Here is an 18052-nt window from a genome sequence, read left to right as displayed (position 1 = left end):
AATATTTTAAAAATAAAGAAGAAATCTACGATGCGATGGCAAAATCATTTGTCAAAGAAGTTCTAGACATGGTTAAAGAACTGACACCTATTATTGTCGAAATGGAGTTAGAACCATTATTTGAAATGATTTTCTATACTTTTCGTGACTTACTTACCCGTGATAATGATCGCTATCTCATCTGTCTACGATATGCAACTGAACTTAAATATGAGCGCTATATTGGACAAATTGAAATGGCATTGATGGAGGTTCTAATGAAATACATGATGCGCCACCCTAAATATTTGAAAGTGAGCAATTTGAGTGTTACAGCCTATATCAGTATCAATAGTAGTATTTTTAATGTAGCACGACATCTCATTTTGCCTAATCCACAAATTAGTTTCGATGAAATGGTCAAAGGCTTAAGCACGATGATTATTAGCTATATTGATGCAGAATTAGCTAAAGCTGAACGTTAAAAAAAGAGCTTTACAGCTCTCTTTTTAACGTACTTTCACTGTTTTCAACAGAGAGTTATTTTTCTACTTGGAGATCCTGACGTTGCTTGAAAGTTGATACTTCTTTACCTTCTGGATCAACATAGACTAATTCGACTCTACGACTTAATGCATGACCAAATTTCTGATTTTCATCGTTAATTGTTTGATTTTTACCTTTTGCCTCAACTGCAACTCGATCTAAATGAATCCCTTGTTGTTGAAGGTATGCAAGTACACTCTGTGCTCGTCTCATCGAAAGTTTTAAATTATATTGTTCGCTTGCACGAGCATCAGTAAAACCGTACAGAGTCAAGGTGTAGGTTGGATTATCTTTTAAGAATGTTACAACTTGATTTAACACATCAATCGATTCTTTTGATAAGTTTGATTGATCTAAGGCGAAGTGAACTACATTTGGTACATTTGATGGAACTTTAGCTACTGGTGGTTCAGCGATAACTTTCTGTTCAGGCGACCAAATTGGCCACTTCCCTTTAACTCCATGACAACCTTTAGCATCACCATTCAATTCTTGTAAAGATGGATAATTAATTTTAGGTAATTCTAATGCTGTTGCAGACTTACACGCAGATGCTTTGAGATTTGATTGATCAATTAAACTTTGAGCGGATAGAAACAATTCTCTTGAGTGCCGCCATCCAAGTTCACAATGTTCTGCTGCTGCCCAAACCAACATCACTTCTGCTTGAGCAATCTCAGCCTGAGCACATGAAAAACCTTCCGTTTGCTTTAATAATTCAGCATTTGCCCAAAGGTCTCTGCGCATAACACTTGATTCAGAAAGAATAGCTGTTGTCAGCGTAAATTTTTCAATTTGTCCTTGTTCTAAGGCCTCAATAATAATTTTTGCTTGTTGCAGCGCTTCAATTCTCGCAGAACTTGGACTCTTTTCACTTGCTTCGTGAGCAGCGTAACTTAACCACGATAAGGCTTTTATCGCTTGATAATATGCAATATTTTCTGATGGTTTTAAATAAGGTATCAGACGTGTTTGTAATGCCGCAACTTGCTTATCTTTAGGATTATAAGGCTTCTGTTGATTGACATCTTGTACCAAAGAACTAGATTGCTCTCCAACAATAATTTGCTCAGATGCAGACTCAGCAAATACAGAAGTGCTTACTGCAAGCAAACTAGCAGAAACCCCTATATAAAAATAAGAACACATTTTATATAAATTATTGTGAAGATATTTCATGTTTATGGTTCTCTCGAAGCATTTATTCCAGCGTTATTACCAGCAAATAGATTCTCATCGAACTTGAATCTAAAACGAACATAAGCGCCCTGAATTGTAGTATCACTATCTACCAGATCATCATCTTTATAACCTGAGAAGTTATAGCCACCTGACAACCATAAGTTTGCTGCAACAAGATACCCAACCTCACCACCAACGAGAACTCGACGCCCTGAACTCATATCAGACCATAATACACCTGTGTGTACTCCTGCATCCCATCTTTCATTGATGTCATACATAGCTCTTGCACTGAACATATGTGTCATACCTGTAGACTCTAAACCAGAGAATGTAGCCTGCACATTTTTCACCGCATATTGACCCGACAATGTAAGATCACGTGTTGGATGATAATTTAAATGGTTCGAGAAAATATAAACATGTTTAAGGTATGGTTTAGTTAAATCAGTTTTATTATCATCATAACGATATTCAACTTTAGCTAGTGCATCAAAACGATTGTGTTCTGTATCACGATAAGCCAATCCTAATTGGAAGCGATCTACTAAACGATCACCTCCACTATTACTTTTACTATCTGTTAGGCTAACGACATTTTTTGCCAATAATGTCACATCATCCGAATATTTATAAGCAGCGCCTAAATTGTTCAATATCGTATCTGATTGATCTGTCCAACGTGCTTCAATGCGAGCAACCGCTTTCCAGTTAGGGTTCTTTAAATATTCAATACCTAAAGATGCTGCTGTGCTATCAGAATTTGAGTTATTGGCATTTGATAATGATTTAGTTTGTTCAAAACTCGTATTGGCATAAAAACCTTTTTCAAGTTCCCAACGATTACGTAAACCAATTGCTGCCTCAGCCTCTCTCGCACTAATACCATCCCGAACACGATATTCACTGAAGGCTGTTCCATTATTGTTATATTTACTATCAAGACCAAATACTGTTACATTTCGGCGTTGATTACTATTTAGATCATAAAGACCGTTAATACTTGAAACTAATTCGTGACGCGCGTAAGCACGGAGTTTGGAATTAATTTGATAATTTGCACCCAACGCAAAAATACGACGATCCGCTTCAGAAATGTCTTGTTCATATTCAGCAAAGACATTCGAACCTTGCCAAGGTAGTTGACTGATTAATTTAGAGCGAACTGTGACACCATGATATGGTGCAACTTGTGTTGTATTCAGTGTTGCTGGATTAGATGACTCATCATAATACTTTAAACCAAGTTCTACAGCCAAAATACGGTTAATTGCCCGTTCAATACTTGCTGATACACCTTGATTTACGCCACTTAACTGATCTTCTGTGCGAATCGCTTCAAGCTTAGCTAAGCCGATTTTATTTAATTGTACACGTCCCTTAATGCCGCTTTCTTTACGACCAGCAGTAATAGGCGCCGCTGTATTATAAAATTCTCTATCAGCTTGGTTATGATAAACTTTCATTTCCAAGTCTTTATAAGAATAGTTTAATTCAACTCGTGCAGCATCACCCGATAACTTACCAGTTGCATCTGGTTTCACATTACCTGACGTCGATGAATTTAAGTCATCATTAATATTCTCTGAACGAGCAAACTCAGCAATGAATTTACCTTTATCATTGGCAAATTTAACGACAGTATTCACACTTGCTAACTGATCTTGAGTTAGTGGGTTATTACTCTTCACATAAGAACCACCTAGTTTAACTTTATCGGTGACTTTTACAGAACCAGACACACCACCAACCGTATATTCTTCACCACCTTGATCAGATTCAACTGTAATTCGTAAATATACTGGGTTTAAGTCAGCATCAACACTTGGAACAGGATCTTTCAAATAAATACTATTACTGAAAGTATCAATCTCATAATCAGTAAAACGAGTCAAACTTGTACGTGCAATAATTAAACCCGAATTATTACGATCACGCGTAATAACTTCTACTTTTTCACTGTTTTCACGCACGTCTTGCGCATTAACACCATTACCTAAACTATAAGGACCTGAAATACCCATAGCACGTTGTTCATTCACAACTTGTTGTGAATTTGTCTGTGCAGCAAACGCAGTAACTTTATATTTATCAGCTTCTACTGTACTACGAACACCTGTCAATGAACGGTTGTATTGACCTAAAGATAGGCCCTCATCATTTTCAGTACGAGTTACGTAGTCACCATACATTGCATATGAACGTCCTTTATCGACACGAACATACAATTTACTAGTAGATTGAGCATCAAAGCCTTTGGCAGCAGAATCACCGTAAACTGGATAGTATTCATCAGGACGAATATCACGGAATAATCTTTGGTTTTTATCTTTATCTGAATCATATGCAAGTGTAAGCAGGTATTCACCTTTTACCTTACCTTTCAAAAATAATGCAGCACGACCCGTTATATTGCGCTTTCCATCTTTTGAAGCTGAAATCTCATTTAATTCTTCTTCAAAACCATCATTTGAATTAATACCACTCAGTTCTTTAGGGTCAAACTTTTTGAAATTAAAAGAACCTTCGACCATACCTACAGCGATAATCGGTCTTAAATCAGGTAAGAAACGAATAGGTGTGCTTGAATGGAAGATACCACTTTCAACCGATAATGTTCCTTCACCAGCTTCAATTGGCGCTTGAATTGGAACAAGTAAAGTTCCACCTTCAACGAATACTTGGATACCTGGCTGTTTTGGATCTAAGTCTACTAAGTCAATCTTACCGATTGAACTATCTAAGGTGATAGGTGTACGGTTTGATACAAGCGTACCATGTCGATCGACAATTTTTAAATTGACGTTAAAACGATCACGTCCATTTGCCTGTGGAATCGTTTTACTCGGCTCAAGTTGCAACTTATCTAACTGATCAGGTGCAATAACATTAATACGTTTAATGTCTCGAGTATTGCCCATCATATCCACTTGACGTACTTCGATGGTGTTGTGACCTGTACTTAAATCAACACCGATAAAGTCTAAACCTGAAACCTGCATGTTCGGCAATACAGCACGTTTACCAATGCGCTTTTCAGGAACACGAGTTCCATTTACCCAAAGCTCAAGCTGAGTACCTGCTGCACCTTTAACCTGAATAGAGGTCTGAGGATAAGGCAATACTTGCCCATCTTTAAGATTTAAAATTTCTAGTTGATTATTCACAGCCGTTTCTAAAGCTGCTTCAAGATTAATCATTTTCGCAGGATTAACAGTATCTACAGACTCTTCATTTGGCAGAGCAAGAGTTGAAGAACTCGGTAAAGCGACAGATGGTTGAACACCAGACTTTTCTGGCTCAAATTGTATTTGCTTGATTTCTTTAATTTGTTCTTTTGAAAAATCAAGATTACAATTTGCCTGAACTCCAACTGCTGAAATACAGCCACTAGATGGCTGTCCACGAACATCCGTAACTTTAGAAAAAATTGGATCAATCGTTAAATCAGAACGTAATATTTGCTCTAAATTTGTATTATCTTGTTCAATACGTTTTTTACGCTCTAGCACTCGTTCAATTAAAGATTCTGAACATTGACCAACACCTTCAGCTATCGCAAAATCGGCACGATGCAATTCACCACGTTTTAAATCGACAAAACGGCTATTTGGATCACCTGCTTGGCGATTATTTATTAATACTAATTCAGAACCAATTGGTAAACTTGTACGATCGACTTTTAAAACATGCGTTTTTGCACTAATTCCATAGAAGTCATACTTACCTTCGCTATCAGTAATAACATAACTACCATCTTCAAGATAAATACGAACACCAGGAACACCTATTTCACCAGCATCTTGGATGCCATTCCGATTACAGTCGGTGAAGATTTTACCTACGATAAAACCTTCAGACATCATCATACCAGGTGTGACTTCTACTTTTGCTGATGCTTCATTAGACTCAACACCATTTTTATCTTTAGCGCGTACACGGTTTATACCATCACCATTGAGTGCATTTGGTCCAATATAAACTCGATAATTTACTTCAAGGTCTTTACTTGGAGTGAGTGTACCTAATCCAAGTGTTAAATAAGGCCCCTTACCACCTAATGGATCTTCTACCTTATTACCATTAACTCGCATTGAGCCTTGAACATAAATAAAGCCTCTAGGGAGTTTATCGGTAATCGAAACATTTGATAAATCTACAGTTCCAAGATTTGCAACCTTAACAGTATATTCTTCGAAATCGCCAATCTCTGCAGTTTTATTTTTGGCTTTTTTTGTTACAAATAAAGTAGAACTGTTAGCTGGAAGTTCAGGGTCAATTGGAATATCAATATTGAGTGCAGGATCATTATCATTAAGAGTAAACTTACCTGCATATGACCATATTGAATTAACTGCTTTATCAGCTGGAAAAATTGGATATACATTGGTATCACTAGGGAAGTGGTATGGTGTATTACTCGGAATAGTCTTTGTGTCTACAATAAAACTATATGTACCTGCTTTCACCAGTGGGTAGATAAATTCACCAGCATCATTTGTAAGTTGTGATGCTGGAATAGAAACTTTGTTTCCTGAAACAGGATCAATCGAAAATGCGATATTATCACCGATTGGTTGACCATTTTGATCCAATAAAGTAACTGTAGCACCGGCTACAGGTAAACCCGTTTTAGCATCAAATACTGTACCATACGGATCCATTAACACACTTGTATTAATGTCGGTAATTGTTCCTGTAGATTGGCCTTGCGCATCCAAACAGTCAGTTAAACTAATATCAACTTTATCACGTTTAAGTGTCTGCAAAACAGCATCACGTTGAATACCTTTATCTGAAAGTGTTGTTGGTAATGTATAGCGAAATACACCAGTATTTGGCCCAGTTTCAATACCAATAACTTCTTCTAAATCATCTGTTTTTGTAGATTTAATTCGAATTTTAACACGATCTGCACTATAACGATCTGCATTACAACTTGCATTCTTAGCTTCTATATTCAGTGGTTTATTTACACTACCAGTTGCCAAAATACTCTTAAAATCACTCGAATTATTTGTAATATCTGCTGAACCACTAACTAAAGTAGATGCAACGTTTGATAAAACATCTTTTTGACTATCAGTTACAGCATATGAAACTTTATAAGTATTTTTTACTGTGGTTTTTGCAATATTGCGGTTCATACTAACAACAAGATCAACTTGCTCAGATGTATTTGCAGCGATTTGTGGAAAACCGACAACAAGCTGGTTGATCTGTGTAATGTCACTTGGAGCAATAGTACTATAACTATTATTAGCGAGCTTGTATAAAATTTTGGCTTGAGTATTTTTTACTAAAGCGGATTTAAATGTTGTATTTGGCGGTAAATCATCAACCAACAAAACCATCTTTTGTGTTTGACCATCGACCATGACATCGGTTGGTCTAGCTGGCTTCTTACCCTCATTGCTAATATTGAGCGTGTAATTTAAGTCATAATTTGCACTTGCAGAAGGCTCAAAAGTTTTTTGCTGTACTTCTTTAGTTGCAACTAATTTTGCACCATAGCTAATTGCACTATCTATAGCAGTTGCAATTGCTGTTTTGTCTTCAACAACTGTTGCTGTAATTGGTAAATTAAATTGCTGACCTTCGGTTAAATTTGAACTTGTAGTAGCAACAACCCACAAATTGACACTTTGGCCAATTTGTAAAGCTACATTAGTTGTTAATTGTTGATCATTCGTATCAAATTGACCATCTTTGTTGCTATCTATGTAGATTTTAATATTGTTTAATTCATTAATTGTTAATGCTTCTAGCTGAACATTAACAGGTGCATTACTATTATTCGATAAAGTATTGGCCCATATTACTCGCACACTAGGTTCAACATCGAGTACTGGTGGGGTAGTTAAAGTAATAGCATACAAAGCTGAAACATTAACTTCGACTGTATTAGAAACTGATTGTTGTTCTTTACCATTTGCTGCTGTAAAAGTTGCGTAAGCAACGTTTTTGATTTTACTACCTACATCAGGAATATTCGCGGCATGACCATACTGCGCAGACAATATAGATATTGTCAACGTTGATAACATGAAAGACATGTTTCGACTTACACGAATTTGCTTCTGTTGTAGCACAGCGCTCTACCCTTCAACTAAATAGTCTAAATAAAAAAACTTTAAAATTATTGTTGTGGACACCTGCTTTGCGCAAATGCCCACATATTTAATCAATTCATTTTGAGCAATCGAAATTGCTTAATGAATATTAATTATTTACTTTGATTACAAACTCTAATACCGCACTTGTATTTGGTACAAGAGGTGTTTTCTCAGCAGCGATAGTACCTGTTGAACCATCAGTTAATGCAGCAGTTGAAGTACTCAATGTCGCATTTGTAGCTACTGGAGATGCACTTGCAATCACTTTCAACGTTGTATATGCAGGCGTAGCATCGCTAATCACAACATTAGTTACGTCAGCATTACCTTCATTTGTTGCAGTAATTCTATACTTCACACACTCGCCCGGCTTAGCAGAAACAGTATTTTGAGTATAAGTACCAGCAACACCTGTTGAACAGTTTGCTAAAGATTGCTCTTTCACTAAACGTACTTGACCACTTGTTACAGTTGTTAAGTCAGTATTCACTAGATCAGCAACAGACTGACCACCAGCATTTGTAGGTTGAATGGTCAATACAACTGCGCTTGGTGTTCCTGCAGTTGCATTTACTGGAGCTTGAACTTTAATGAGTAAGTTAACAGATGCGCCACGAGCAATGCTTCCAGTTTTCGCTGCAAGATCACTACCTGTAACTAATTCATTAGCATCAGCTACACCATCGTTATTCAAGTCAACATATAAGCTTGTTGTCCAACCACTTGCAGCTTGGTCATTCGTCAATGTGAATGGTAGGCTACCTGCTGTAGCGCCTTCAACAATGTTACCGTTGTTGGTTAAGGTATGCTTGTAAACAACCGTACCACCTGGCGCAACTTGACCAGTACGGTCATTTTGCAAGCTAAGAATACGATTAGTTTCTACTGTTACGCGATCAGACATTACATCTGTTAAGCCGGTAGCAGGCGAAGCAACCTTAAAGATAACTTCTTGATCACCAGCTGGTGCATTTGCAGGAGGTGTAACAACTGCTACAAGTTTAACAGTACCACCACTTGGTACATTACCTGTATTCGTGATTGGAGCACCTGTTGGATTACCAGTACCATCAGCTAAGTAATATTGAACTGTCCAACCGGCTGGTAATGCAGGCGATGTAGATAAATTATAGTTATCTCCAGTTGCACCTTTATTATCAATAGTTAATGGGAAGTTAGTTGCTTGACCCGGTTTAGTTGATTTCGTATCAATATATTGACCTGTATCTTTACCAGATGCACCAACAATAGCTCCAGTACTATCTGTTGCGTCACCGTTATGCAAGTCAACCGTAGATGCAACAACTTTATCAATAACTAAAGTAATTGTATCTGTAGCTGAGGCATTAGTTACAGGTGCTGAAGTTAAGATCGTGTTAATAGGAGTTGTAGAAGAAAAACCAGAAGGCAGTGTTACTTTTGAAATAACCTGATAAGTAGCACCACTAGCAATAGGTCCTGTATCTACAACACCGTCACCATTCGTATCAGTTAATGGCGTTACACCATCAGATTTGAATAATTCAACAATACTACCAGTTGGTAAAGAGTTTTTGTTTACAGTGATGTTGAATGCTTCTGTAACATTACCAGTGTTATGTACAACGATTGGCTCACCACCACCCGCAGTAACACCAAAGGTAACTGGAGTACCTTGAGTTGTTGACTTAGTAATTACATCAGGTGTTGGAGTTGTTGTTGATTGTCCATCAGCAAATGCATCTGTAGTGCTATCGTTAATAGTACCTTTTTTAACACTTAACACAGTTACATCGTTCGGGTTAGATGGCGTTTTGCCTTCTGTACCTGGACCATCTGGATCAACTTCAGCGATGTTTGTAATGATACCAGCTGGAGTATTTTGAACCACTTGAACTTTAAATTTCAATACACCCGTGCTGTTAGCTGCAACAGCAGGAATAACTAATGTAGCTGTGCCTGAAGTGAAATTATACCCATCAGCATCAACAGCATCATTTACAGCAGTACCATTTACAGTAGCAGAACCAGCAACATAAGTTAAACCAGCTGGAAGTACGTCTGTAATCGTAACGTTAGTTGCGGTCGTGTTACCAGTATTTTGATAAGCTAAAGTATATTCAACTTCACGCGCAGCAGGGCTTGATGAAGTTGCATCTATATTACTAACACTTGCAGATTTTAATAAACTAATTACAGCGCCATTGGTAATCTTAACTGTATCTACGTTTTTAGCAGTTACACTTGTATCAAAACCACTGATTGCTGAAACAGTTAACTTACCAAGATCACCAGCAGTAACGTTGTTGCTTGCTGTTGTTGCTTGTACGATTAAGTTAACAGATTCGCCTGCTGCTAAAGTTACGCTTGTTACAGGAGTTTGGCTATCTGGAACACCATCTTTGTTGGCATCAAGATAAACTTTTAAACCACTGAAATCGTAATTATCAGTCGTGTTATCACGTGTATCATTATTGGCAACAGCTACGTTAAAGGTATCGCTACCATTACCAGTATTTGTTAATGTGTGAGATAAAGATACTTGACCATTAGCGTTAGCAGTTTTAGTTTGATCTGCGATCAACGTGAAACTTGCTACTTGCAATACAGTCGTAGTAACTACGTTTGATGTCACAGTTTTATTAGAACCATTGCTATCAGTATAGCTTGCAGATGCAATGTTACTAATGTTTGTGCCCGCACTAGGAGCTGCTGCGTGTGCTGAAGGAAGGAAAGCTGCACCACCTGCAACAAATGCAATCGAAGCTGCTAATTGCGTTAGTTTTAAACGTTGAGTTTGATTTGACATTCGGAACTTACCCCTGTTGAATATTCAATGTCAGTTTGTTTAATTTTTGGTTTTGTCACTGTTAATACGCGTTTGTGCTGATACCGTTACAGATTTCCCAGCAGGAAGTTCTGCGATCGTCCAACGTAATGCACGATAATCTTTCAGTGGAACATTCACCATTTGATTACCCTCTTTGCGTTTTAAAGGCATCGGGGCAAAATTTGTACCGTCTGTACTTGCTTGCGCGTTTTCTGGCTCAGATTTCGCCAAAAATAAAGTTTCTACGGGTATTGGTAACGTAGCAGCTAAGTTTTTAATTTTTCCTGATGTATTATTTGTATACGTTGCACGATACTCGATTACATCGTTTGGCTTCACTTTATTGACTAACTTAGCTACTGGTTTCCCATCTGTGCTTACACTAATGAGATACGTTTTTAATTCTACAGATACAGGATCTTTTGCAACTTTAGTTTCAGCAGAAACACTAACCGCCAAAATCAAACTAGCTGCACCAAGTAAACCTTTTTTCCAATTATCTTTTAAATGCATCTTTATTGTTTCCAAACTCAACATCCTAAATTTCTGAACAGTTTTTTTAACTCAAAGTTCAAATAATTTTTACCATTACAAAAATACAGCATTTTTATGTACTTTTGTTGAAAAAAATCACTTTTTTGTAAAAAAAACATCTACTGGTTCAAATAATAGCAACTTCTATACCAACTTCTCGTACAAAGTATGCCAAATAAATAATATTTTCGGCATACTTTATCTATTATTTACTATTGCGACACACAAAATCTCAGAGTACCTGAAGCTGATGGATTTAATAACCCAGTCAAGCTCCATTCAAGATAATCACCAGAATGGCTTGTATTACAAGTATTTCCACTTGGTGTTAGGCTACAACTCACACTGCCAAAATTAGTACCAATTGGTAAACTATCTTTCACTTTTACGTTCTGTAATTTCTTGGTACTGTTATTTTTGTAGGTGATTTCATACTCTAAATTATCTTGCTTAGCGGCCTGATTAGTCGTTACAAATGCATTTGTATCGGAAGAAGTTGAAGGACAGCTTGCAACTGCACGAACTTTTTTTGTCAGTGTTAAACCAGCACTACCAATAAGTGTCACATCCTGACGTTTAAGCGTTTGCCCTAAAATCGTTTGTGACGGATTTGTCAGAGCAAATTGATAACTTGCTTGAAGAGTTCCAATATGTTGTGCGCCAGCAGCAACATTAGTTGGTACATGGACTCGCTGTACTAAACAAATATCGACACTTGGCTGTAATAGAACAGTACTTGCAGCAGTTGGGTTAAATACAACTTCACCCATATCCACCTGACCATTACAGTTCGTATCTCGATAAACCAGTGCTTGCCATGGTTGATCAGCGCTAGAATTTGGTTGCTGAGTCTGAGTCTGTAATAATTGAGTGAGTTGAACTGGAATTTGCGTGCTTAAACGGTGAGGATAGTCAGTGACATCTCCAGCAATAGCTGTATGTTGCCCATCTTCATTCAACACAACATTAAGAATCACATCACCAAAATTATTTGCTGTATAGCTTGTCGCACTTGTCTTGGTTAAAGCAATTGTATCTGTCGAACGAGTGTAGCCTGTTGTGCCACTGACAGAAATATATTCTGGTAAATTCTGCTGAACAATACAAAAAGATGATGGTAATAAGCTTTGTTCAATTGAGAAAGCATAATCACCATTTGCACTTGTCACTGTTGAAGCTAACTGTGTAGTACTACAGTTATTCAAACGAATTGTACTATTTGCAATCCCAACTTCACCTGCATCTTGTATGCCATTATATGCTTTACTCACATCTAATGTTGTTCCGCTATTATCAAAAAATACTCGTCCAGTAATATCAACGTAAACAAGCTTAGTATTTGTAAAAGTACAGGTAATATTGGCACCTTCTTTTATACGAACAGCGGGAATCGTCACAATATTATTTACAAGCGTCCAAAAAGTACCTGTATTACCTGTTACACCGCTATTTGCATCTACACAGCTAACACCTGATAAGACATATCCAGCTAAAGCACTTTCTGTAAAAGAAACATCTGTATTCAATGTTTGCGCCCAAAGCTGTTGTGCAGAGGTTGCTGTGGTTCCTGCTGTCACCGTAGTTACAGAATCCGTGGTAACTGCTGTTGTACTATTTACAAGATTGCTAAGATTAATATAGTTAAACGTACCCGTCCCATTCACAGAGTTTTTAGCAATCTTAATTTTTGCACCATCTATAATATTGATACTTGCAGGGACCCCACTAGTAGTTGCATTGTCAAAGTTTGCAGTTGAACAACTACCACTAAGTGATAAACCAATTGATCCATAACCACCAGCTGCACGCTCACTCGCCCCAGCATAGGTGTTTCTATTTGCAATACGATAAGTAATTCGATGATAACCTGGTGCTAAAGCAGAAGATGTCGATGCTGAAATCCCACCACCCAAATAGTTATTCGAGCTACTCACTACAACACCATCCACCATAATATAGCCACTATCATCAATACCGACACTTGTGTTACCCATACATACAGTGACTGTTTGTGAATTAGCAATATATACACCTGTGGTAAATTCCCATGCTCGACGGTTATCTCCAATATCAGGTGTATTGATTAAATTAAGTTGTACAGTTGAATTTGCATCTGAACTCATATTGGTAATAATTCTTTGAATCATCGCAGAAGCAGTTGTACTAGATGCTCCATAAGTTGAATCACTCGTACCATTATTACCAGAAATTAAGTACCCACCTGTTGGGCTGGCTTGGTTAGCTGGCCATGCACTCACGATGGATGAACTCTCATCAGCAAAAGCACCAACTTTTGCAGTTCCCCCCGTTCCTTCATAACCCACCCAAAATGCACCATTAGGTCTGTATTCATTTTGTTGGTTACTTCCCCATACTTTATAGAGCGTCTCTCCTACACCACTACCTGGGTTAAACTCATCACTCGACACTTTAACAGTTGCTTGCTGAGCAGTACCTAAAGAGGAAGCGGCTGTTGTACTGTAACTCACAGATAATTGTTTTGTAGTCCCATTAGCCACGCTGCCTAAAGGGCATGTCCAGTTGCTACCACTTTGGGTACATGCCGCCCCACCGACCACACTTACCCCCGTTACACTCACACCCGTTTGTGGTGCAGCAACATAAGTCGCAATTGCATTCGTTGCATTGTTCGGCCCTTCATTTTTAATATCAATGAGTTGAGAACCTACTCGACCTCGAACAATAGTAGGTAAGTTGGGCGTAATGCTAAAGCGAGCTTCTAAAATAGTTGCATCAGCAGTTACTGCTGTTGGATTTACGATAATTGCATTTACAGAACTACTGTCATTTGTAGTTGCAGAATCGGTAGATGTTGCTTCAATCGTTGCTGTATTTGTAATTGTTCCCGCTACTGCAGCTGTTGCTTGAAGTACGATGGTACATGTGGCAGTACTTGCACCGCTAAATGTTCCTGTTAGATTATAGCCACTTGTATCGTTACCAGAGAGCGTTGGGGAACATGTCGTACCTGTTCCAGTCGTGCTTGCAGTACCAACGATACTGACAGCTTTTAAATTAGAAGGAATCGCATCAGAAAAAGGAGCCAAATAAGCTGAGCCACCAACGGTTGCACTTGCTGGTTTAGTATTACTAATCTGCAATTGATACTGCATGACAGAATTTACAGGAACATTATTTAATTGGGTTTGTACAAAAGTTCCCGACGTTCCAATACGTTGGCTTTTTACGATAGAAATATCACTATCGGCATCCATACTTGAAACACCAAAGAAGAAAGCATCAGCGCCTGTTGTTGACCACGTCGACCCACGACCATCACCACGTACATAGACATCAAAAGTTAAAGATGTAATCCCTTTACCTTTAATATATACACTTCCACTCGCTCCACCATTTCCACTCGCGGCTCTAATTGTAGTTGCGTTGTTAGTAATATTATTACCACTAACAGTAAGCTCTTTACTTCCCGCAATACGGCTCATCACTACAGGAACATTACTATTTGTTAATGTAAATTCTGCACCAAAACCTAATCCACTTGATGCTTCTGCACCTAATGCACTTGCTTGTAATATGGGGTTAGTCACTGGGCGATTGAAACTAATGACAATGGTACCCATTTTCACCCTAGAATTTGTCGCGATTCCTGAGCCATTTAAACCACGTGTGGTAATCTCCATCGCCACGCCGTTGTTTGAGGTCACACTAATCCCGCCATTTGTACTCAAACAATCTACACCATTTGTACAGCCAGTCGGTGCATTTTGAAGCGATGCAGCAAACATATTATCAGCAGGGTTACCATAACCATTCAATGGCTGAAGAATATTCACTGGAGCAACTACGTTATTATTATTTGTATCCCCACCCATAAAAAAATCAGGTTTATTAAACTGATTACTATTCGATGTATAAGGTGTCGCATTATAAACAGAATTTGTAATTGAATAACTTACCGTTGTTGTCGGTGCGTATGTCTCACCCGTATTGTCTGATGGGTTGTTTCTATTCAGCAAAAAAGTGTGGGTTCCTGAAGATGCAGTTGGACCCTGCCCAGACCCAGAGCCTGAATAAATCTCAATAGTTGGTGGAGCAGCCAATACAGCTTGGCTACACATCAAACAAGTTAAGATAAACAAAACCAAGGTATATATATAACTAACTTTATGATTCATCATGCTGTAATTAGAGATATTCTTTTTCATTTTTTGCTTACTGACCAACATAGCGCACCCCAAAATTAAATTCATAACTTTGATTTGCAGCCACACTATTTAATGTTCCTGAAACCGCACCAGCATTACCAACTGTGGGAGCCGTCATACCACTACATGATGTGCAGATAGGCGATTGAGATAAAACTGTATAGGCAGGCGTCATATCTCTAAAGGTAAATGCAGTACTCAAACCAGTAGCACTTGTATTGGTTAAAATCACCTTATACAAAACACACTGACCTTGACCATTTGCTTGTTTACCTATATTTAGACTATTTGTTGTATAGGACTCATCAGCTGTGCCATTACAATCAAAATCACGTGCTTGCAACTTACTCAACTTCAATTGTGTCTGATTCACTGTAGTTACATCGGTAATTGATGCCACAACTTGACCATTAGCATTATTCGTTAAATTAATCGTGGTGGTATTCGCTTGGGCAATATTATTTGCTACAAGATTTTTAACCTGAAGCAATAATTTGACTTGAGTATGTGCTGCTAATTTTCCACCCGGCAAGTCAGCTAAACTTCTCATTACCAAATCCCCAGCATCAAAAACACCATTCCCATTTACGTCATAAAAAAGAGTGCTGTTAAACTCAACCTGATCGTTATTCGAAAGAAAACTGTAGTTCCCTGTATAATCAACATCAGTATTATTGGTTAAAAGATGACTATAAATGACGGTGCCTAATGGCGAGACTTGTCCACGAGAATTTGGCGTGAATTCTACTTTAGCCACAGAATTGACACTTTGAATGGTAATCGCATCCTTAATAATATCTTGGCTCGGATTACTACTATTATTACCACTTACAAAACTTGTAGAAAGAGCGCGGAAATAGATCGGTGTAGTTACACTACTGTTCAATTGATCCACTTCAACAACAGCACAGATTAACTGACTTTCACCATTATTCAGATAGATGGTTTTACCTGTTTCACTACCTAAGACACTACAATTTGAACCATTTCCAGAAACATAAAAACGAACACGGTTCACGCCATTAGGCAAAATTAGATTCGTAAAATCACTTGTTGAGTTCGCACTAAGTAAATATTCAGTTCCAATACCAGTATGGCTCACTTTTAATGGAAATATTGCTTGCCCACCCGCAACAGGATTGGTACTTGTTGATGCAATCACGGTTTTCCACGGATTGCCAGCATTATCAACATTTCCATTACCCAAACCATTGTTTTCAGGACTATTCGTCAAATCAACTAAACGCGCTACCGTTGTGGCAAGTAAATTACCCTGATCTTTAATCAAACTCGTTTTGCTAATATCACCTAAAGACTGAGCTTGAGGTGAAACTTCGAATGTCGTATCAGTCGTTACAGCATAACTACTAGGTAAACGCACTTTAACAACGATTGGTAAATTTACGCCTGCGGATAATAAGCCTGTATCAGGAATACCATCCCCATTGCTATCTAATAATGGGGTTACGCCATCTGCACGATAAAATTCAATTTGGCTACCTGTCGGAAAAGTACTGCCCGTCATCGTTACATTAAATCGATCAGTACTATTACCCGTATTCCAAACATAGTTATTAAACGTAAGCTCCCCACCTTGAGCCGCAGCAGAAGCAATAACCGTAGCACTATTGTTTACATCACTTGCACTACCATTAATTTTGACAGCATAAATTGAAGCAACATTAAGTACAGCTATGTTACTGAGATCAGATATATTTGCAGTTGTTGCGTTATTATCATGATCATACTGAAAATTAACGGTATTATTGATTGACCCAGCAGTTGATTTATTTACTTTAACCTTAAATTCAATATAGCCAGTTGCATTTGCTGGTATTGAGCTAATGACTGCAGTTACAGTATTTGATGTTACACTGTAATTGATTCCTGCTGGATCGTTACTACCAGTACTTGGATTTACAGTTGTACCGTTCCAATTTTCACCAGCATTTAGTTGATAAGCCAAACTTGAATCAAGTGTATCCGTTAAAGTTACAGAGCCAGTCGCTGTGCTACCTAAGTTTTGATAATCCAAACGAACGGTAACAACGTCTCCAGTTGCCACACTTGTTTGAGAAAACTTTTTACGAACAACCAAAGCAGACTGATTCGTAACAGTTGCTGTATCGATATTGTTTTTTGTTCCAGATGCACTATTTAAAGAATTTACAGTTAATGTTAATAATCCATTTTGATTAACCGTTGCACCACTCGGTACATTTGCCGCCACAATAAGGCCAACTGACTCACCTGCACTTAAGGAATAAGAAGTAATCGCTGCGCCATCAGGCACGCCATCATTATCTTTATCTAAAAATACAGATAGATTACTGTAGTCATAGCTATCTCCAGTATTATTTGTCACTGCAAAGGTATACTGGTCGACTTCATTACCCGTGTTAGTCAAAGTATGGTTGAAATATACAGTCTGACCCGCTACGACATTTTTAGTATTATTTGCCGTCAAATTAACAGAATAAACTGGAAGAATCGTTGTTTGAACTAAATTAGAACGGCTAACTTGAACAACGGTTGAGCCTTCTTCAGTGTACTCACCTATCGCCATATTACTAATGATTTGGCGTGTAGGAACAGCAGCAGAGCTAGACTGATGTACTCCCAATAAAGTAACCAACAAAATCCCTAAAGTGATCTTGCTGTTGCGGATATTCTCTAATGTATTGATTATATTCATCTTC

7 protein-coding genes are annotated in these 18052 nt (G+C 37.9%); 1 reads left to right on the top strand and 6 read right to left on the bottom strand.

Annotated elements, in window-relative coordinates:
• Positions 1–464: TetR/AcrR family transcriptional regulator (locus tag AAV96_RS05685; RefSeq protein WP_046738624.1), on the top strand; the 464-nt coding region annotated here is incomplete at its 5' end.
• Between the two features lie 55 nt (positions 465–519).
• Here AAV96_RS05685 and AAV96_RS05680 read toward each other — a convergent pair.
• From AAV96_RS05680 to AAV96_RS05655, 6 genes are all read right to left on the bottom strand, one after another.
• Positions 520–1638, bottom strand: a complete 1119-nt coding sequence (locus AAV96_RS05680) for an OmpA family protein (RefSeq protein ID WP_227505825.1) — start codon at positions 1636–1638, stop codon at positions 520–522.
• A gap of 68 nt (positions 1639–1706) precedes the next feature.
• Positions 1707–7799, bottom strand: coding sequence for an SdrD B-like domain-containing protein (locus tag AAV96_RS05675; protein WP_046738619.1), 6093 nt, complete (start codon positions 7797–7799; stop codon positions 1707–1709).
• Positions 7800–7929: 130 nt separating this feature from the next.
• Positions 7930–10611: a beta strand repeat-containing protein gene (locus tag AAV96_RS05670; protein ID WP_046738618.1), complete on the bottom strand. Its 2682-nt coding sequence runs from the start codon at positions 10609–10611 to the stop codon at positions 7930–7932.
• Between the two features lie 39 nt (positions 10612–10650).
• Positions 10651–11145 carry a hypothetical protein gene (locus tag AAV96_RS05665; protein ID WP_004662635.1) on the bottom strand — a complete coding sequence of 165 codons (495 nt, stop codon included), beginning with the start codon at positions 11143–11145 and terminating at the stop codon, positions 10651–10653.
• A gap of 233 nt (positions 11146–11378) precedes the next feature.
• Positions 11379–15374 (bottom strand): SdrD B-like domain-containing protein, encoded by a 3996-nt coding sequence (locus AAV96_RS05660; protein ID WP_046738617.1) that lies wholly within the window; start codon positions 15372–15374, stop codon positions 11379–11381.
• Positions 15361–18048, bottom strand: coding sequence for a DUF11 domain-containing protein (locus AAV96_RS05655; RefSeq protein WP_046738616.1), 2688 nt, complete (start codon positions 18046–18048; stop codon positions 15361–15363). The genes AAV96_RS05660 and AAV96_RS05655 overlap by 14 nt, the downstream gene beginning before the upstream one ends.
• Between the last annotated feature and the right edge of the window lie 4 nt (positions 18049–18052).

Source organism: Acinetobacter sp. AG1 (genome assembly GCF_001005525.1).
GTDB lineage: Bacteria > Pseudomonadota > Gammaproteobacteria > Pseudomonadales > Moraxellaceae > Acinetobacter > Acinetobacter modestus.
The sequence above is the reverse complement of the archived record's forward strand: the minus strand, read 5'-3'. Positions and strand labels throughout refer to the sequence as shown.